Here is an 18,359-nt window from a genome sequence, read left to right on the forward strand (position 1 = left end):
GCGCTGGCCGGGCCGTTCTTCGCCGGGGCGGGGCCGGGACAGGCGGATATCGCCCTTGGCTGCGCGCTGCGGTTTTTGCGCGAGGCGCACCCTGAGCTGTTCGATGCCGGGCGCTGGCCGGCGCTCGCCGCGCTCGGCGAGAGGTGCGAGGCGCTGCCGGCCTTCGCCGCCGTGGTGCAGCCCTTCATTCCGCCGAATTGACAGGGCGCGGTTCCGGGGGGATGTTCGGGGCCGGGGGAGAACAGGCGAGTGATCATGAGCATCAGCCGGCGTGCATTTCTCTTTGGTTCCGTCTCGGCACCCAGCCTCGTGATGGCGGCGGCTTCGGCACGGGCCTGGACCAGCCAGCCTCTGGGGCCGGAAGACGGCGCGCTCTATGCCGCGCGCTGCGAGGTCTCGCCCCATAGCGAACATCTGCAGAAGGCGCTCGGCCTGCTCGAGCAGGCGGGCATCAAACTGCCGCTGCAGACCGCCACCGCCTGTCCGGTCTGCGGCTGCGACATCGCACCCACCTGACGGCCGGTCTTGCCACCAGCCCATGGGGGTTGCTAGGTTCCCGGCCTGCATTTTCCGGGAAGCAAGCTCATGTCGGTCGATCCCGCTACGGTCAAGAAAGTCGCGCGTCTCGCGCGCATCCGCGTCGATGACGCCGAACTGCCCGCCCTCGCCGACGAGGTGAACGGCATTCTTCACTTCGTCGAACAGCTCCAGTCCGTCGATGTCAGCGGCGTCGCGCCGCTGACCAGCGTCGTCCACCGCTCCCTGCCCTTGCGCGCCGATGTCATCACCGATGGCGGCGACGCGGAAAAGGTCCTGGCCAATGCGCCCGACCGGCTGGAGAGCTTCTTTACCGTGCCGAAGGTGGTCGAGTGATGACGTCCGATCTGACCCGCCTCTCCCTTGCCGAGGCCCGCGAGGGCCTGCGCGCCCGCAAATTCTCGTCGGTCGAATTGACCCGCGCCTATCTCGGCGCGATGGAAGCGGCGCGCGGCCTCAACGCCTATATCACCGAAACGCCGGAACTCGCCCTCGAGCAGGCGGCGGCCTCGGATGCGCGGATCGCGGCGGGCACCGCCGGCAGCCTCGAAGGCCTGCCGCTGGCGATCAAGGACCTCTATTGCACGAAGGGCGTGCTGACCACCGCCGCTTCCCACATCCTCGATGGCTTCACGCCGACTTACGAGTCGACCGTGACCACCAGCCTGTGGCGCGAAGGTGCGGTCATGCTGGGCAAGGCCAATATGGACGAGTTCGCCATGGGCGGCTCGAACGAGAATTCTTACTACGGCCCGGTGGTGAACCCCTGGCGGCGCAATGGCGATACGGCCGCGCTCGTCCCCGGCGGCTCCTCCGGCGGCTCGGCGGCGGCGGTGGCGGCGGATCTCTGCGTCGCCGCGCTCGGCACCGACACGGGCGGCTCGATCCGCCAGCCGGCGGCCTTCACCGGCACCGTCGGCATCAAGCCGACCTATGGCCGCTGCTCGCGCTTCGGCATCATCGCCTTCGCCTCCTCGCTGGAACAGGCGGGGCCGATGACCAAGACGGTGACCGACGCCGCCATCCTGCTCGGCGCCATCGCCGGTCACGATCCGCATGATTCGACCAGCGTGCCCGTGCCGGTGCCCGATTACGCCGCCGCCCTGACCGGCGACCTGCGCGGCAAGAAGATCGGTATCCCCAGGGAATATCGGGTCGACGGAATGTCGGCCGAGATCGAAAAATGGTGGCAGCAGGGCGCCGAGTGGCTGCGCGCCGCCGGGGCCGAGGTGGTGGAGGTCTCGCTCCCCCATTCGAAATACGCCTTGCCGGCCTATTACATCGTCGCGCCGGCGGAAGCCTCGTCCAACCTCGCGCGCTATGACGGGGTTCGCTTCGGCCTTCGCGTGCCGGGCAAGGACCTGACCGAGATGTACGAGAACACGCGGGGTGAAGGCTTCGGCGCGGAAGTGCGCCGCCGCATCCTGATCGGCACCTATGTCCTCTCGGCCGGCTATTACGATGCCTATTACACCAGGGCGCAGAAGCTGCGCCGCCTGATCGCCAACGACTTCGAGACGGCTTTCGAGACGGTCGACGCCATCCTGGCGCCGACGACGCCCTCGGCCGCCTTTGCTTCGGGCGAGAAGGCCGACCCCATCGCCATGTATCTGGGCGACGTCTTCACCGTGACCGCCAATCTGGCCGGCCTGCCCGCCATGTCGGTGCCCGCCGGCCTGTCGGCGGAAGGTCTGCCGCTGGGCCTTCAGGTCATCGGCAAGGCCTTCGACGAAGCCGGCGTCCTCAATGTCGGCTATGCGCTGGAGCGGGCAGCCGGCTTCAATGCCAAACCCGCAGCCTGGTGGAGGGCCTGACATGTCCGAACTGATCAAGGGTGCGACCGGTGATTGGGAAATGGTCATCGGCCTCGAGGTCCATGCCCAGGTCGTCTCCAACGCCAAATTGTTCTCGGGCGCGGCCACGGCCTTCGGCGCCCCGCCCAATTCCCAGGTCTCGACCGTCGACGCCGGCTTCCCCGGCATGTTGCCGGTGATCAATGGCTATTGCGTCGAGCAGGCGGTGCGGACGGGTCTCGGCCTCAAGGCCAGGATCAACCTGACCTCGGTCTTCGACCGCAAGAACTACTTCTATGCCGATCTGCCCAACGGCTATCAGATCTCGCAGTACAAGGACCCGATCGTGGGCGAGGGGCGCCTTCTCCTCGACATGCCCGACGGCTCGACGCGCGAGATCGGCATCACCCGGCTGCATCTCGAACAGGACGCGGGCAAGTCGCTGCACGACCAGCATCCGAACCTGACCTTCGTCGACCTGAACCGGGCCGGCGTCGCGCTGATGGAAATCGTCTCCGAGCCGGACATGCGGACGGCGGAGGAAGCGGCGCTCTACATCACCAAGCTGCGTACCGTGCTGCGTTACCTCGGCACCTGCGACGGCAACATGGAGGAAGGCTCCATGCGCGCCGACGTGAACGTCTCGGTGCGGCGCCCGGGCGCGCCCTTCGGCACGCGCTGCGAGATCAAGAACGTCAATTCGATCCGCTTCGTTCGCGCGGCGATCGAATACGAGGCGCGGCGCCAGATCGACATCCTGGAAGACGGCGGCGAGATCCGGCAGGAAACCCGCCTGTTCGATTCCGTGAAGGGCGTCACCCGCTCCATGCGCTCGAAGGAAGACGCGCATGATTACCGCTATTTCCCGGACCCGGACCTGCTGCCCCTCGTGCTCGATCCCGAATGGGTGAAGACCATCGAGGCCGGCCTGCCGGAACTCCCGGACGAGAAGAAGGCCCGCCTCGTCGCCGAATATGGCATCAAGCCCTATGACGCCTGGGTGCTGGTCGCCGAACGGGAACCCGCCGACTTCTTCGAGGCGGTCGCCAGGGGCCGCGATCCCAAGCTCGCCGCGAGCTGGATCATGGGCGATTACTTCGCCATGCTGAACCGCCTCGGCAAGTCGGTTGCCGACAGTCCCGTCTCGGCGGAAAGCCTCGGCCAACTGATCGACCTCATCTCCGACGACACGATTTCCGGCCGCATCGCCAAGGAAGTGTTCGAGGCGATGGTCGAGACCGGCAAGGCCCCGGCCGCAATCGTCGAGGAAAAGGGCCTGCGTCAGGTCACCGACACCGGCGCGATCGAGACCGCGATCGACGACGTGCTGGCCAGGAACCAGGACAAGGTCGCCGAATACCGCTCGGGCAAGGACAAGCTCTTCGGCTTCTTCGTCGGTCAGGTGATGAAGGCGACCCAGGGCAAGGCCAATCCGGCGGCGGTGAACGACATCCTGAAAGCGAAGCTCCAGGGCTGAGCGGGAGGAGAAGCGCATGTCGCGTCGTGACAGTCTGGCCGCCGTCGAGCGCCGTATCCGCCGCGTCGCGGTGCGTTACGGCCTCAACATCCTGAAGGCCCAGAAGCCGGACGCCCAGGTCCTGAAGCATGGCGGTTACATGCTGCGCGACGAGGAGACGGCGAAGATCGTCTTCGGCGACAAGGACTATCGCTTCTCCGCCAGCATCGAGGACATCGAGGATTTCCTCACCCGCCTCGGCGAGACGGGTGAGGACGAGGGCTGAAGGCTGACGGCTGAGGGGGGCGGTCAGCTCTTCAGGAAGGCCAGGAGATCGGCGTTCAGCCGGTCCTTGTGGGTGTCGGTCAGGCCGTGCGGGGCGCCGGCATAGACCTTGAACACCGCATGTTTCACGATCTCGGCCGCGGCCCGCCCGGCGGCGTCGATCGGCACGATCTGGTCGTCGTCGCCATGGACGATCAGGGTCGGCACGGTGACCCGCTTCAGGTCTTCCCGCATGTCGGTTTCCGAGAACGCCTTGATGCTGTCATAGGCCGACTTGTGGCCCGCCAGCATCCCTTGCGCCCAGAAACTGTCGATCATGCCCTGCGAGACCTGGGCGCCCGGACGGTTGAAGCCGAAGAAGGGACCGCCGGCGATATCCTTGTAGAGCTGGGAGCGGTCCTTCAGGCTAGCGGCGCGCAGCCCGTCGAACACCTCGATCGGCGTGCCCTTGGGGTTGCTGTCCGTCTTCAGCATGAAGGGCGAGACCGCCGAAATGAGGCCGAGGCGCTTCACGCGCTTCTCGCCATGGCGACCGATGTAACGGGTGACTTCACCGCCGCCGGTCGAGAAGCCGAACAGGCTCACGCCCTTCAGATCCAGCGCCTCGATCAACTCCGCCAGGTCGTCGGCGTAGTTGTCCATGTCGTTGCCGTCCCACGGTTGGCTGGAGCGGCCGTGGCCGCGGCGGTCGTGGGTGATCACGCGGAAACCGTTGTCGGCCAGGAAGAAGGCCTGGGATTCCCAGCTGTCGGCGTTCAGCGGCCAGCCGTGGCTGAGAATGACGGGCTCGCCCGAGCCCCAGTCCTTGAAGGCGATGCTCGTGCCGTCGCGGGTGGTGATCGAATGCATGGATTTGGTCCTTTCCTGGGGGGGCTTGGCGGAGGAAGCGGTGGCCTGGGCGGCGACGGCGGGGGCGCCGACGACGGCGCTCGCCGCGGCAAGGCCGACGCCGCCGAGGATGGAGCGCCGGCTCGGGCTGATCGCGGTCCGGGTGATGGTGTCGGTCATGTCTGTCTCCGTTTTTGATGTTGAGCAATTCAATTGAGTGCGATTTAAATCGGCGCGACGGGCGATGTCAAGTTGGCAATTTAATTGTTTACAATTTAAAATGCGAAGCCTGCATCGGAAAGGCCGAGACCCTGCTTCGGCAGGCGTGAATTGCATGTCGGCGGGGGGCGGCCAATGATGGCGCCATCCGAGAGTCGCCGAGGTCTTCGCCCATGTCGCGCACCATCGAAATCCTGGACCGGCTGATCGCCTTTCCAACGGTGAGCCGGGACAGCAACCTCGATCTCATCCGCGAGGTCGAGGGGATGCTGACGGCGCTCGGCGTCGAAAGCCGGCTGGTGTTCGACGAGGCGGGGCGCAAGGCCAATCTCTTCGCCACCATCGGGCCGCGCGACGTGCCCGGCATCATGCTGGCCGGCCATACCGATGTCGTGCCGGTCGATGGTCAGGCCTGGACTTCAGATCCCTTCCGGCTGACGCGGCGGGACGGCAAGCTCTTCGGCCGGGGCACGGCGGACATGAAGGGCTTCATCGCCGCCTGCCTTTTCCTCGCCGAACAGGCGGCGCATGTCCCGCTGCACACGCCCCTGCATCTCGCGCTGTCTTACGACGAGGAGATCGGCTGCGTCGGCGTGCGGCGCCTGATCGACATGCTGGCCGGCCTTGGTATCAGGCCCAAGGCCTGCATCGTCGGCGAGCCGACGGGGATGCAGGTCGTCGTCGCGCACAAGGGCAAGACGGCGATCCGCGCCCATTGCCACGGGCTGGAATGTCATTCCAGCCTGGCGCCCCTGGGCCTCAACGCCATCCATCTGGCCAGCGACCTGATCGGTGCCCTGCGCCGCCGGCAGACGGAGTTGCTGCGCAGCGGCGCCCGCGACCGCGATTACGACATCGATCATTCGACGGTTCATGTCGGCATGATCCGGGGCGGCACGGCGCTGAACATCGTGCCGAAGGATTGCACCCTCGATTTCGAGATCCGCCATCTGCCGGGCGACGCGCTGGAGCCGATCCTCGAGGCGCTGGCGGAGGATGTCGCGGTGATCGAGGGCGCGGCGAGGGAGAGTTTTCCCGAAGCGGCGATCCGGCTGGAGACGATTTCAGCCTATCCGGCCATGGAAACCTCGCCCGATGCCGACATCACCGCCTTCGCCAAGGCCCTGACCGGCGGCAACAGCCACGGCAAGATCAGTTTCGGCACCGAAGGCGGGCTTTACAGCCGCGACCTCGGCACGCCGACCGTCGTCTGTGGCCCCGGGTATATTTCGGATGCCCACAAGCCGGACGAATTCGTCAGCGAGGCGCAGCTGGCCGAATGCGACCGCTTTCTGGCCGGGCTTCTGGGCCTCCTGCGGCGCTGAACATCAGGCCGTCAACATGCGGGCCATGTAATCGTAGAAATCGCGGATCGTGCCTTCCCAGTCGTCGGCGGCCAGCGGCCCCGGCTGGTAGAAGCGGGACTTTAGGCCCTTCTGCAGGGTCTCCAGCTTCACGCGGTCTTCCGCGTTGAAGTCGTCGGCGAATTTCACATGGGCGGCCAGCAACTCGTCGGGGATGGTCTCGTCATGGCCGGCGATGCCCCAGCGGATGGCGACATGATCGACATCGACGGGACGCAGGCACAGATAGACCGTCAGATGCGGCATATAGGTGACGACGAAACTGGGCAGCACGCTGAAGAGATAGGAGAAGCGCTGTTCCTGCAGCGTCATGTCCGGGTGGAAGGGGCGGCGCTGCTCGGCCTCGGGCGTGTAATGCGCGCGGTAGGCGGTGAACCAGCCGTTGCCCTTCACATATTCGCAAAGCCCGGTGGGCGTCACCGGTTTCAGGGTCTGCGGATGGGTCGCGTCGAGGTGATAGCCTTCCATGAAATTCTCGGACAGGCATTTCCAGTTGGTCGCCCAGATTTCCTCGCGCTGGAAATAGAGGTGACGCAATTCGTTGTGGTAGTTGCGCACCTGCGGCTCCAGCGGCGCGAGCCGCTCCTCGAGCGGGCTGGCCTCGCCGTCCAGATTGACGAAGATGAATTTCTGCCAGATGGCCGTTCTGATGCGCGGCAGGCCGCAGGCGGCGGCATCGAAGGCCGGCGATTTTTCCATCAGCGGCGCGCGGGCCAGATGGCCGTCGCGGTCGTAACTCCAGGCGTGATAGGCGCAGACGTGAAGATTGCGCCGGCCGCGCCCCTCGGCGACGATATTGCCCCGGTGGCGGCAGACATTGGAGAAGACTTTCACCTCGCCCGCGCCGCTGCGCAGTACCAGCAGGGGCTCGCCGACGAGTTCGGTGGTGAAATAGTCGCCCGGGGCCTTCACTTCGTCGGCATGGCCGATGCAGATCCATTCGCGCCGGAACAGCTTTTCCTTCTCGAGGTCGAGAACGGTGGGATCGGTATAGAAGCCGCCCGGCATGGCGTGGGTGCGGGCGATCTTGCCGGATTTGAAGGCGGTCAGGTGGTCGATGATGGCCGACATGGCTCTCAGGTCCTCTCCGCGCGGGCGCGCAGGCGGTTGAGCGTGATGAACAGGGCGATGGCAAAGACGATCAGCAGCGCGGCGACGGCGAGGATCGACGGGTCGATCCTGTCCCTGATGCCGTTCCACATCTGGCGCGGCACCGTGCGCTGCTCGGCCCCGCCGATGAAGAGGATGACGATCACCTCGTCGAAGGAGGTGGCGAAGGCGAAGATCGATCCGGTGGCGACGCCCGGCGTGATCAGGGGCAGGGTCACCCGGCGGAACACGGTCCAGGGATTGGCGCCGAGGCTCGCCGCCGCCCGGGTCAGGCTGCGGTCGAAGGACAGCAGGGTGGCGGTCACCGTGATGACGACGAAGGGCGTGCCCAGCGCGGTATGGGCGAGGATGACGCCCAGATAATTGTCGATGAGGCCGAGCGGCGCGAAAACGAGATAGAGACCGACGGCGACGACGACGATCGGAATGATCATGGGCGAGATCAGCAGGGGCATGATCACGGCCCGGAAGGGAAATTCCGGCCGCGACAGGCCAAGGGCGGCCAGCGTGCCGAGCACGGTCGACAACAGGGTCGAGGCGATACCGATTACAAGACTGTTGCCGAAGGCGAGGCGCCAGTCCCCGGCCGAGAACACCGCCTCGTACCAGCGAAGGGAAAAACCCTCCATCGGATAGGAGAAATAGCTGCCCGAATTGAACGACAGCGGGATGATGACGAGGATCGGCGCCATCAGGAAGATGATGACGAGGGCGGCGAACCAGCGCACCGCGCGGGCGGCGATCTTCTCGGTCAGGGTGACGTTGGGCATCGCCATGGCCTCACCCGAAGCGCAGCCGGTCGACGCCGACCAGCTTGTTGAAGATGAAATAGAAGACCAGGGTGAACAGCACGAGATAGGCGGACAGCGCCCCGGCGAGACCCCAGTTCAGCTGCTGGTTGGTCTGGATCGCGATCAGCTGGCTGATCATCTCGTCGCCCGCGCCGCCCAGCAGGGCCGGCGTGATGTAGTAACCAAGGGCGAGCACGAAGACGAGGAAACAGCCCGCGCCGACCCCCGGCAATGTCTGCGGCAGATAGATGCGCAGGAAGGCGACGACGGGATGCGCGCCAAGGGACAGGGCGGCCCGCATGTAGGTCGGCGAAATCCCCTTCATCACCGAATAGATCGCGAGGATCATGAAGGGCAGCAGGATATGGGTCATGCCGATCAAGACGCCCGTCCGGTTGAAGACGAGGGGCAGCGGCTCGGCCGTCAGGCCCGACCAGATCAGCAGGCTGTTGATGACGCCGCCCGGCTGCAGCAGCACATACCAGGCGGTGGTGCGGACGAGCAGCGAGGTCCAGAACGGCACGATGACCAGGATCATCAGGCGGTCGGCCTGTTTCGGCGGCAGATTGGCCAGCAGCCAGGCGACCGGATAGCCGAAGACGAGGCACAGGACGGTGACGACGGCGCTGATCCAGAAGGTGCGGCCGAAGGCATCGACATAGACGGATTCATCGGCCGGCGCGGAGGTCACGCCGCCTTCGGGGCCGACCTTGGCATCCATGGCGGCCAGCAGGTAATCGGGCGTCGGGTTGATCGCGGCCCGCTGCAACACGCGCCAGGGCGCCGGCGTCGCCCAGCGGTCGTCGATCGCGGCGAGTGCGGCGCGCCAGTCGTCGGCGGCGGGCGGCAGGCGCCGCGCGGTCTTCATCAGAAGGCTGCGGAATTCCGGCAGGTAGAAATTCAGCCGCCGGGCGAGCGGGCCGAGGCTGCCCGATTCCTGCGCGCCCGGCAGGTCGGCGGCGAAGGCGGCGGCGATGGTCTCGTCCGGCAGGCCGGTGCCGTCCCAGGCGCCGATCGAAGCGCTGAGCACCGGCATCGCCCGCGACAATTCGGGGTTCTGCACGCCGCGCATCAACAACATGACGATCGGCGCGATGAAGGTGATCAGCAGAAAGGCCAGCAAAGGCACGGCAAGGGCGAAGGCCCGCCGGGCATCGCGCCGGCGGGCCCGGCGAAAGGCGCCGGCCCGGTCGTCTCTGTCAGTTGTGACTGTCATGGTCTTCCGGGCCGGCAGGTCTTCACTGCGCCAGCCAGGCGGTGAAGCGCTTGTTCAGGGCGTCGAAATTGTCGGTCCAGAACGGCACGTCGATCTGCACGGCATTGCCGAAATTGGCCGGGGCCGTCGGCATTCCCTTCAGGGTCTCGGCGTCGATCAGCTCGACCGCCTTCTTGCGCGGCGGGGCATAGGCGATGTATTTCGACAGCTGCGACAGGACCTCGGGCTTGGCCTGGAACGCGATGAATTTCTTCGCCGCGTCGCCATTCTTCGCGCCCGTGGGCACGCCCCACCACTCGAAGTCATAGACCTGGCCGTCCCAAACGGTGACGAAGGGCTTGCCCTGTTCCTTCACCGCGTTGGAAATGCGGCCGTTATAGGCCTGGACCATGACCACGGCGCCATCGGCGAGCAGTTGCGGCGCTTGCGAGCCGGCTTCCCACCAGACGATGTCCTTCTTGATGGTATCCAGCTTCTTGAAGGCGCGGTCGACACCGGCCGGCGTGCCGAGAACCTTGTAGACGTCGGCGGCGGCGACGCCATCGGCGATCAGCGCCCATTCGAGGGTGGCCTTCGGGCTCTTGCGCAGGCCGCGCTTGCCGGGGAAGGTCTTCAGGTCGAAGAAGTCGGCCATCGAGGTCGGCGCCGTCGCCAGCTTGGTCTTGTCATAGGCGAAGACGGTCGACCACACCATGGTCGCGACCGCGCAGGGCGTGATCGAGCCGGGGATGAAATCGCTGGTGTCGCCGAGGGTGGCGAGATCCAGCTTCTGCAGCAGGCCTTCGTCGCAGCCGGCGATGGCGTCGTTGGATTCGAGATCGATCAGATCCCAGGTCGTGTTCTTCGCCTCGACCATGGCGCTCAGCTTCGCGAGGCCGCCGTCATAGGCTTCCAGCGAGAAGCCGGTGCCAGTTTCCTTGGTGAAGGGGTCGAAATAGGCCTGTTTCGCCGCCGCCTCATAGGCGCCGCCGAAGGTGACGACCGAGATCGTCTCGGCCTTGGCCGCCCCGGCGATACAGAGGCCGGCGACCAGCGCCGCCCCGGCAATATTCCTGTCGAACTTCATGGCGAGCCATCTCCTGTCGTGACGTGTAACCTGTTGCACCCAGTGTCGTCAGCCCGCCGGCGGCGGGGTGAGGATCTTGCAGTCGGCGGGCCGCCAGCCGACCTCGACCCGGGAGCCGGGCGGCGGCAGCGCGTGATGTGTCGTGTTCGGGATCTTCAGGATGAAATCGCCGTCGCCCGCGAGGGTGACCGCGACCCGGTGATGATCGCCGCAATAGGTGATGTCCTCGACCGTGCCGGTCACCCGGTTGAGGATGTCGCCCGCCATGGGCGCGAGCAGGGCGCGCTCGGGGCGGAGCGCCAGCACGGCGGGGGCGCCCACGGCCAGATCCCGCCCGGCCTTGCCGGTGATGCGGGCGCCGCCGACCTCCATCGAGGCCATGCCGCCGCCGAGGTCGGTCACCCGGCCGGCGATGCCGTTGTTCTCGCCGATGAAATTGGCGACGAAGGCATTCTGCGGGTCTTCGTAAAGCACGTCGGGCGCCGCGATCTGCTGGATGCGGCCGTCGAAGAACACGGCCACCCGGTCGGACATGGTCAGGGCTTCGCCTTGGTCGTGGGTGACATAGACGACGGTGAGGCCGAGGTCGCGGTGCAGGCGCTTGATCTCATATTGCATGGTCTCGCGCAGGCGCTTGTCGAGGGCGCCCAGCGGCTCGTCCATCAGGACGAGGGCGGGTTCGAACACGAGGGCGCGGGCGAGGGCGACACGCTGCTGCTGGCCGCCCGAAAGCTGGCCGGGGCGGCGCCCGGCGACCTGCGGCAATTCCACCATCTCGAGGGCGCGGGCGACGCGGACTTTCTGTTCGGCGCGGGAGACGCCGCGCACCGACAGCGGAAAGGCGACATTCTCGGCGATGGTCAGGTGGGGGAACAGGGCATAATTCTGGAACACCATGCCGATGTTGCGCTTGTGCGGCGGCAGGTCGTTCAGGCGCTTGCCGTCCAGGCTGATCTCGCCTTCGGTCGGCGTCTCGAAGCCCGCCAGCATCATCAGGGTCGTCGTCTTGCCCGAGCCGGACGGGCCGAGCAGCGAGACGAATTCCCCCCTGGCGATGTCGAGGTCGAGATTCTGGACGACGTTCTGGCGGCCGTCATAGCTCTTGCCGACCCGGGAGAATGTAACGAAGGGATTCTCTTGACCCATCACCTGTGTCCGCCGCTCCGTCTTCGCCGCGCGTTGCTTTTGCGCTGCGGCAATGGTCCACGCAGTTCTGGAATTGAAAAAATACGCTTTTGCGCAGCCCTGCTTCGGGAATTCCGAAACAGGGCGGCGCGGCCCCGCTCAGGTCAGGCGGCTGGCGAGATAGCGGGCGAAATCGTAGTTCGGCCGCTCCAGATGGCTCAGGTGCCCCGGACGGGCGAGGGGGGCGCTGACGCCGCGAAACACCGCCTCGACCCCGCGGCGGTCCTCGGCGTTCACCTCGTCGAGCAGGGTCTTCAGCGTCGCCATGTATTCGGGGCCGCGCGGATCCTCGACGAATTCCGGCGACAGGCCGCCGCCGAACAGGATGTGCACCTTGCCGACCCCGACCGGCCGCAGCACCAGATACCAGAAATAGCCGGGCGTCAGGGTGATGAGGTGCGACGGATATAGCGCCAGCAGCGCCGTCGTCTTCCGCCAGTGCCCCTCCAGCCTTGTGTTGGCCGGATGGGCATTGCCGATCGGCAGCGAGGCTTCCTTGGTGATCCAGTGATAGTTGAAGGCCGGCAGGCCCGGCGGGCATTCCATTTCCTCGAGTTTGGAATGCGGCCCCACCGTCGCCCGGTGCAGCATGGGCAGGTGGTAGCTCTCCATGAAATTCTCGGCCAGGATCTTCCAGTTGGTGTCCCAGACGTGTTCTTCGCGGAACGTCTCGATGTAATCGGCCATGCCGTAGCGGCCGATCATGGTCGAGAGTTCGGCGAATTGCTCGGCCACCGGCGGCAGGCTCTGGTCCAGCGTCGCGTAGATCCAGCCTTCCCAGACTTCCGTGCGCACCGCCGGCAGGCGGTAGGCGTCCTTGCAGAAGCCGGCCTGCTTCTCCATCAGGGGGGCGCCGCGCAAGGCGCCGTCCAGCGAATAGGTCCAGGCGTGATAGGGGCAGACGATGGTGCGGACATTGCCCCGGCCTTCCAGCAGGGTCGACATCCGGTGCAGGCAGACGTTGGACAGGCCACGGATCTCGCCATCCCGGTCGCGCAGCACCAGGATGGGCTGGCCGGCGATCTCGTCGGTCAGATAATCGCCGGGATGGGCCAGGGCGCTGGCCCGGCCGAGGCAGATCCACTGACGGGCGAAGATCCGCTCCTCCTCCCGGGCGAGGACATCGGGGGAGGTATAGACCGCGGGCGGCATGGCCCGCGCATCCTCGAAGGGCCGGGCCGCGCTGGCTTTCAATGCCTCGATCGGATCGGTGGACGATGGTGGCTCGATACGCGCGGCCTGCATGATGCCCTCACTCGGTGGTGCTGGGGCCAAGCCTAGTGCCAGTTTCCGATCACATTCATTTGAATTTGACGAAGCAGTGCCGAGGCAAAACCGAACTCACGCCGCGAGGAGGCGGCGCAGGGTCTGGCGGAAGCGGGCGGCGACCTTCTCCCGCGCCGGATGACGTCCGCCGGCGACGGTATGGCGGCCGGCGGACCAGACCTCGGCCACCAGCCGGTCGTCGCCCGCGAAGATCCAGGCGTCGAGCACCGCATCGCCTTGCCGCCCGTCGAGCATCAGGGCCTCGCCGTCAAGGGCGACCAGATCGGCGAGGCGCCCCGACGCGATCGCGCCGGCATCGCGGCCCAGCGCCCGGCAACCGCCCGCCAGCGCTTCCGCGTAGAGCGTTCGCCCGTTGGAGGCGCCTTCCGGGCAGATCACCGCCCGCGCCTGAAGGCCGAGGCGCTGGCCGTATTCGAGCAGGCGCAATTCCTCGGCGAGGGCGATGCGGACATTGGAGTCGGAGCCGATACCCCACAGGCCGCCGCCGGCACGGAAATCCTCGATGGGGAAGAAGCCGTCGCCGAGATTGGCCTCGGTGATCGGGCACAGGCCGGCGACGGCGCCGCTCGCCGCCAGCGCCCCGGTTTCCGCCCCGGTCATATGGGTGGCATGGACGAGGCACCAGCGATGATCGACCGGCAGGTGGTCCAGCAGCCATGCGACCGGCCGCGCGCCCAGCCAGGCTTCGATGTCCCGGACTTCCTGCATCTGCTCGGCGATATGGATATGGATCGGGCCGGAGGGATGGGCCGCGACGACGGCTTTCAGCAGGTCCGGCGTCACCGCCCGCAGGGAATGGGGCGCGATGCCCAGCCGGCAATCGGCGGGCAGGGCGGCGATCGCCCGAGCGGCCGAGGTCATCAGGCGTTCGTAACGGGCAAGATCGCAGCCGAAGCGCCCCTGCGCCGGGCTCAGGGACTGGCCGCCGGCCCCGCCATGGGCATAGAGCACCGGCAGATGGGTAAGACCGATGCCGGTTTCCGCCGCCGCCGCCGCGACCCGCGCCGACATCTCGCCGATATCGTCATGGTCGCCGCCATCCGGCCGGTGGTGCAGGTAATGGAATTCGGCGACGGCGGCATGGCCGGCCTCCAGCATCTCGATCTGGACCTGGGCGGCGATCGCCTCGACATCGTCGGGGGTGAGGACGGCGGCGAAGCGATACATCAGCTCGCGCCAGGTCCAGAAACTGTCGCGGCCCCGGCCCCGATGTTCGGTGAGGCCGGCCATGGCGCGCTGGAAGGCATGGCTGTGCAGGTTGGACAGGGCAGGCAGCAGGATCGCCACCTGCTGGTCGCCCGGCAGGGGCGCGGCGCCGGTTTCGACCGTGGCGATGGTGCCATCCGGGCCCAGCTCGATCCTCACCGCGCTCGCCCAGCCTTCGGGCAGCAGCGCTTGCCTCGCGAAAATCGCCTGCATCCTCACGCTCCTTATTGACTAGACAATAATCTTATCCTTACGATGGAAGGCAAGGGATTTCTCTGCAGACCTCAAGGGAAATGGCGATGTCCGGCGGATCATTTGTCTTGATAAAAGCGCGCATCGCGTCCATGGCCGGCCCGGTCGGCTATGGTCTCGTGGATGATGGCGCGGTGGCCGTCACCGATGGTCGCATCGCTTTCGCCGGCAGGCGAGAGGATCTGCCGAAAACCTTCGCCCCCTGGCCCCGGATCGACCTCGAAGGCCGCCTGCTGACGCCGGCCCTCATCGATTGCCATACCCATCTCGTCTATGGCGGCAGCCGGGCGCGGGAATTCGAGCAGCGCCTCGAAGGCGCGACCTATGCCGAGATCGCGGCGGCCGGCGGCGGCATCATGTCGACCGTGCAGGCGACGCGGGCGGCCTCGGCCGAACACCTCACCGTGTCGGCGCTGGCCCGGCTCGACGCCCTGCTGGGCGAAGGCGCGGGCACGGTCGAGGTGAAGTCGGGCTATGGCCTCGACCTCGAGACCGAGTTGAAGATGCTGCGGGTCGCCCGCGATCTCGCCCGCCATCGCCGGGTACGCATCCGCACCACCTTTCTCGGCGCCCATGCCCTGCCGCCGGAATTCGCCGGCAGGGCCGACGACTACATCGATTTCCTGATCGGGGAGGTGCTGCCCGCCGCCCATGCCGCCGGCCTCGTCGACGCGGTCGATGCCTTCTGCGAGGGCATCGCCTTTTCCGTCGAACAGACGAGGCGCCTGTTCACGGCGGCGACGGCAATGGGCCTGCCGGTGAAACTCCATGCCGAGCAACTCTCGAACCTGGGCGGGGCGATCATGGCCAGCCAGTTCGACGCGCTCTCGGCCGATCACATCGAATATCTGGACGAGGCGGGCGTCGCCGCCCTCGCTCGCGCCGGCACGGTGGCGACGCTGCTGCCCGGGGCCTTCTATGCCCTGCGCGAGACGCAATTCCCGCCGATCGAGCGGTTGAAGGGCGCCGGGGTGCCCATCGCCCTGTCGACCGACTGCAACCCCGGCACCTCGCCGCTCACCTCCCTGCTGCTGACCATGAACATGGGCTGCACCCTGTTCCGCCTGACGCCGGTCGAAAGCCTGGCGGGGGTGACCATCAACGCCGCGCGGGCGCTCGGCCTGCAGGACGAGACCGGCAGCATCGAAGCCGGCAAATTGGCCGATTTCGCCATCTTCGATGTCGAGGACCCGGCGGAGCTCGCCTATCGCATCGGCTTCAACCCGCTGCATTCCCGCTATCTCGAAGGGATCGAGGCATGACGCCGGTCAAGGTCAGGCAAGGGGATGCGCCCGTCATTCTGGGCCAGCCCCATGGCGGCACTTTCGTGCCCGAGGACATATTCGCCCGGCTGAACGAGACCGGGCGCGCCATCGCCGATACCGACTGGCACATTGATCGTCTCTACGACGGGCTGCTGCCCGGCGCGACGGTCGTCCACGCCAATTTTCACCGCTATGTGATCGACGCCAATCGCGATCCGTCGGGCCGCTCGCTCTACCCCGGGCAGAACACCACCGGCCTCGTCCCCGGGACGGATTTCGACGGCCGTCCGATCTGGCGGGACGGCCGGGCCCCCGATGCCGCCGAGGTGGAGCGGCGGCGCCTGGCCTTCCACGCGCCCTATCACGCGGCGCTGGCGGCGGAGGTCGCGCGGCTGCGGGCGATCCATCCCGTGGTCGTCGTCTATGACTGCCATTCGATCCGCTCCGTCATTCCCTTCCTGTTCGAGGGGCGGCTGCCGGTCTTCAACATCGGCAACAACGCGGGCGCGACCTGCTCGGCCGCGATGCTGGAGGCGGTCGCCGGCATCGCCGCCGCCGCCGCGCGCGATGGCCTCGATCACGTCGTCAACGGCCGCTTCCGGGGCGGCTGGACCACGCGCCATTACGGAAGGCCCGAGACCGGCGTCCATGCCCTTCAGATGGAACTGGGCCAGCGCGCCTATCTGACCGACGAGGCCGCACCCTGGACTTTCGACGCGGCCAAGGCCGCCACCCTTCGCATCCATTTGCGCGACATGCTGACGGCGATCGAGACGATCGCCCGCCGCGCCGCCTGACTTTCGAGGAGCCCCCTTAAGATGAGCAATCCCCGTCACAACACCCGCGAAGTGCGCTCGCCGCGCGGCACGCAGCTGAACGCCAAATCCTGGCTGACCGAAGCGCCCCTGCGGATGCTGATGAACAATCTCGACGCCGAAGTCGCCGAGAATCCGAACGAGCTCGTCGTTTATGGCGGCATCGGCCGGGCGGCGCGGACCTGGGACGATTTCGACCGCATCGTCGCCACCCTGAAGTCGCTGGAAAACGACGAGACCCTGCTCGTGCAGTCGGGCAAGCCGGTCGGCGTGTTCCGCACCCATGCCGATGCGCCCCGGGTCCTGATCGCCAATTCCAACCTGGTGCCCCATTGGGCGAACTGGGACCATTTCAACGAACTCGACCGCAAGGGCCTGATGATGTACGGCCAGATGACGGCCGGCTCGTGGATCTATATCGGCACGCAAGGCATCGTCCAGGGCACCTACGAAACCTTCGTCGAGGCCGGGCGGAAGCATTTCGGCGGCGACCTGAAGGGCAAATGGATCCTGACCGGCGGCCTCGGCGGCATGGGCGGGGCGCAGCCGCTGGCGGCGACCATGGCCGGCGCCTCCTGCATCGCGGTCGAATGCGACGGCGACCATATAGATTTCCGCCTGCGCACCCGCTATGTCGACGTGAAGGCCGAGACCATCGACGAGGCCCTGGCCATCGTCGAGAAGGCCCATGCCGAGGGCAAGGCGATCTCGGTCGGCCTGCTCGGCAATGCCGCCGAAGTCTTCCCCGAAATGGTTCGCCGCGGCATCCGCCCCGATATCGTGACCGACCAGACCTCGGCCCATGATCCGATCAACGGCTATCTGCCGGCGGGCTGGACCATGGCGGAATGGAAGGCCGCGCGGGAAAGCGATCCCAAGCGGGTCGAGGCGGCGGCCAAGGCGTCGATGAAGGTCCATGTCCAGGCCATGCTCGATTTCTGGCGCATGGGCATTCCCACCCTCGATTACGGCAACAATATCCGCCAGCGCGCCTTCGACGAGGGCCTGAAGGATGCCTTCGATTTCCCCGGCTTCGTGCCCGCCTATATCCGGCCGCTGTTCTGCCGGGGCATCGGACCGTTCCGCTGGGCGGCCCTGTCGGGCGATCCGGAAGACATCTACAAGACCGACCAGAAGGTGAAGGAGCTCCTGCCCGACGACAGCCACCTGCACAATTGGCTGGACATGGCGAAGGAGCGCATCGCCTTCCAGGGCCTGCCGGCGCGCATCTGCTGGGTCGGCCTTGGCGAGCGTCATCGCCTCGGCCTTGCCTTCAACGAAATGGTGCGGAACGGCGAATTGAAGGCGCCCATCGTCATCGGCCGCGATCACCTCGATTCCGGCTCGGTCGCCTCGCCCAACCGCGAGACCGAGGCGATGAAGGACGGCTCCGACGCCGTGTCGGACTGGCCGCTGCTGAACGCGCTCCTCAATTGCGCCTCGGGCGCGACCTGGGTTTCGCTCCACCATGGCGGCGGCGTCGGCATGGGCTTCAGCCAGCATTCGGGCATGGTCATCTGCTGCGACGGCACCGCCGAGGCGGATGCCCGCATCGGCCGGGTGCTGTGGAACGATCCGGCGACCGGCGTGATGCGCCACGCCGACGCGGGCTATGACATCGCCCTCGACTGCGCCCGGGAAAAGGGCCTGCGCCTGCCCGGCATCCTCGGTAATTGAGTGTGAC

At 66.8% G+C, this 18,359-nt stretch carries 18 protein-coding genes; 10 read left to right on the forward strand and 8 right to left on the reverse strand.

Annotation, left to right across the window (positions count from 1 at the left end):
* From WAZ62_RS04390 to WAZ62_RS04415, 6 genes are all read left to right on the forward strand, one after another.
* Window positions 1-201, forward strand: a 201-nt coding sequence (locus WAZ62_RS04390) for a glutathione S-transferase C-terminal domain-containing protein (RefSeq protein WP_422642308.1), incomplete at its 5' end; no start/stop codon positions are given.
* Window positions 202-255: 54 nt separating this feature from the next.
* A complete protein-coding gene (locus WAZ62_RS04395) occupies window positions 256-516 on the forward strand; it encodes a hypothetical protein (RefSeq protein ID WP_422642309.1) in 261 nt (86 codons plus the stop codon).
* A 69-nt stretch (window positions 517-585) separates the two neighbouring features.
* A complete protein-coding gene (gene gatC, locus WAZ62_RS04400; protein ID WP_422642310.1) occupies window positions 586-873 on the forward strand; it encodes an Asp-tRNA(Asn)/Glu-tRNA(Gln) amidotransferase subunit GatC in 288 nt (95 codons plus the stop codon).
* Window positions 873-2,351 carry an Asp-tRNA(Asn)/Glu-tRNA(Gln) amidotransferase subunit GatA gene (gatA, locus tag WAZ62_RS04405; protein ID WP_422642311.1) on the forward strand — a complete coding sequence of 493 codons (1,479 nt, stop codon included), beginning with the start codon at window positions 873-875 and terminating at the stop codon, window positions 2,349-2,351. Before gatC ends, gatA begins: the two co-directional genes overlap by 1 nt.
* A gap of 1 nt (window position 2,352) precedes the next feature.
* Entirely contained in the window at window positions 2,353-3,807 is a 1,455-nt protein-coding gene (gene gatB, locus WAZ62_RS04410; RefSeq protein WP_422642312.1) for an Asp-tRNA(Asn)/Glu-tRNA(Gln) amidotransferase subunit GatB, read from the forward strand.
* A 16-nt stretch (window positions 3,808-3,823) separates the two neighbouring features.
* Window positions 3,824-4,072, forward strand: coding sequence for a hypothetical protein (locus WAZ62_RS04415; RefSeq protein ID WP_422642313.1), 249 nt, complete (start codon window positions 3,824-3,826; stop codon window positions 4,070-4,072).
* A gap of 23 nt (window positions 4,073-4,095) precedes the next feature.
* Here WAZ62_RS04415 and WAZ62_RS04420 read toward each other — a convergent pair whose 3' ends face one another.
* Window positions 4,096-4,920, reverse strand: a complete 825-nt coding sequence (locus WAZ62_RS04420; protein WP_422642336.1) for an alpha/beta fold hydrolase — start codon at window positions 4,918-4,920, stop codon at window positions 4,096-4,098.
* Window positions 4,921-5,291: 371 nt separating this feature from the next.
* On the opposite strand from WAZ62_RS04420, the gene argE reads away from it, so the two are divergent.
* Complete coding sequence (gene argE / locus WAZ62_RS04425) at window positions 5,292-6,443, forward strand: acetylornithine deacetylase (RefSeq protein ID WP_422642314.1); 1,152 nt, start codon at window positions 5,292-5,294, stop codon at window positions 6,441-6,443.
* 3 nt (window positions 6,444-6,446) lie between these two features.
* On the opposite strand, the gene WAZ62_RS04430 is transcribed toward argE, so the two are convergent.
* From WAZ62_RS04430 to WAZ62_RS04460, 7 genes are all read right to left on the reverse strand, one after another.
* Window positions 6,447-7,553: an aromatic ring-hydroxylating oxygenase subunit alpha gene (locus WAZ62_RS04430; RefSeq protein WP_422642315.1), complete on the reverse strand. Its 1,107-nt coding sequence runs from the start codon at window positions 7,551-7,553 to the stop codon at window positions 6,447-6,449.
* A gap of 5 nt (window positions 7,554-7,558) precedes the next feature.
* Window positions 7,559-8,368, reverse strand: a complete 810-nt coding sequence (locus tag WAZ62_RS04435; RefSeq protein ID WP_422642316.1) for an ABC transporter permease — start codon at window positions 8,366-8,368, stop codon at window positions 7,559-7,561.
* A 4-nt stretch (window positions 8,369-8,372) separates the two neighbouring features.
* Entirely contained in the window at window positions 8,373-9,599 is a 1,227-nt protein-coding gene (locus WAZ62_RS04440; RefSeq protein ID WP_422642317.1) for an ABC transporter permease, read from the reverse strand.
* Between the two features lie 22 nt (window positions 9,600-9,621).
* Window positions 9,622-10,665, reverse strand: a complete 1,044-nt coding sequence (locus WAZ62_RS04445) for an ABC transporter substrate-binding protein (protein ID WP_422642318.1) — start codon at window positions 10,663-10,665, stop codon at window positions 9,622-9,624.
* A 48-nt stretch (window positions 10,666-10,713) separates the two neighbouring features.
* Window positions 10,714-11,811 carry an ABC transporter ATP-binding protein gene (locus WAZ62_RS04450; RefSeq protein ID WP_422642319.1) on the reverse strand — a complete coding sequence of 366 codons (1,098 nt, stop codon included), beginning with the start codon at window positions 11,809-11,811 and terminating at the stop codon, window positions 10,714-10,716.
* Window positions 11,812-11,949: 138 nt separating this feature from the next.
* Window positions 11,950-13,095, reverse strand: coding sequence for an aromatic ring-hydroxylating oxygenase subunit alpha (locus WAZ62_RS04455; RefSeq protein ID WP_422642320.1), 1,146 nt, complete (start codon window positions 13,093-13,095; stop codon window positions 11,950-11,952).
* Between the two features lie 96 nt (window positions 13,096-13,191).
* Window positions 13,192-14,556, reverse strand: coding sequence for a formimidoylglutamate deiminase (locus WAZ62_RS04460; protein ID WP_422642321.1), 1,365 nt, complete (start codon window positions 14,554-14,556; stop codon window positions 13,192-13,194).
* Between the two features lie 80 nt (window positions 14,557-14,636).
* Between WAZ62_RS04460 and hutI the strand changes: the two genes are divergently transcribed.
* From hutI to hutU, 3 genes are read left to right on the forward strand one after another with little or no spacing between them, the layout of a single operon-like run.
* Window positions 14,637-15,857 carry an imidazolonepropionase gene (hutI, locus tag WAZ62_RS04465; RefSeq protein WP_422642322.1) on the forward strand — a complete coding sequence of 407 codons (1,221 nt, stop codon included), beginning with the start codon at window positions 14,637-14,639 and terminating at the stop codon, window positions 15,855-15,857.
* The gene (gene hutG, locus WAZ62_RS04470; RefSeq protein WP_422642323.1) at window positions 15,854-16,657 is read left to right on the forward strand and encodes an N-formylglutamate deformylase; all 804 of its coding nucleotides are present in this window, start codon (window positions 15,854-15,856) and stop codon (window positions 16,655-16,657) included. The genes hutI and hutG overlap by 4 nt, the downstream gene beginning before the upstream one ends.
* Before the next feature lie 21 nt (window positions 16,658-16,678).
* A complete protein-coding gene (gene hutU / locus WAZ62_RS04475) occupies window positions 16,679-18,352 on the forward strand; it encodes a urocanate hydratase (protein WP_422642324.1) in 1,674 nt (557 codons plus the stop codon).
* Window positions 18,353-18,359 lie beyond the last annotated feature (7 nt).

Source organism: Zavarzinia sp. (assembly GCF_049306435.1).
Lineage (GTDB): Bacteria > Pseudomonadota > Alphaproteobacteria > Zavarziniales > Zavarziniaceae > Zavarzinia.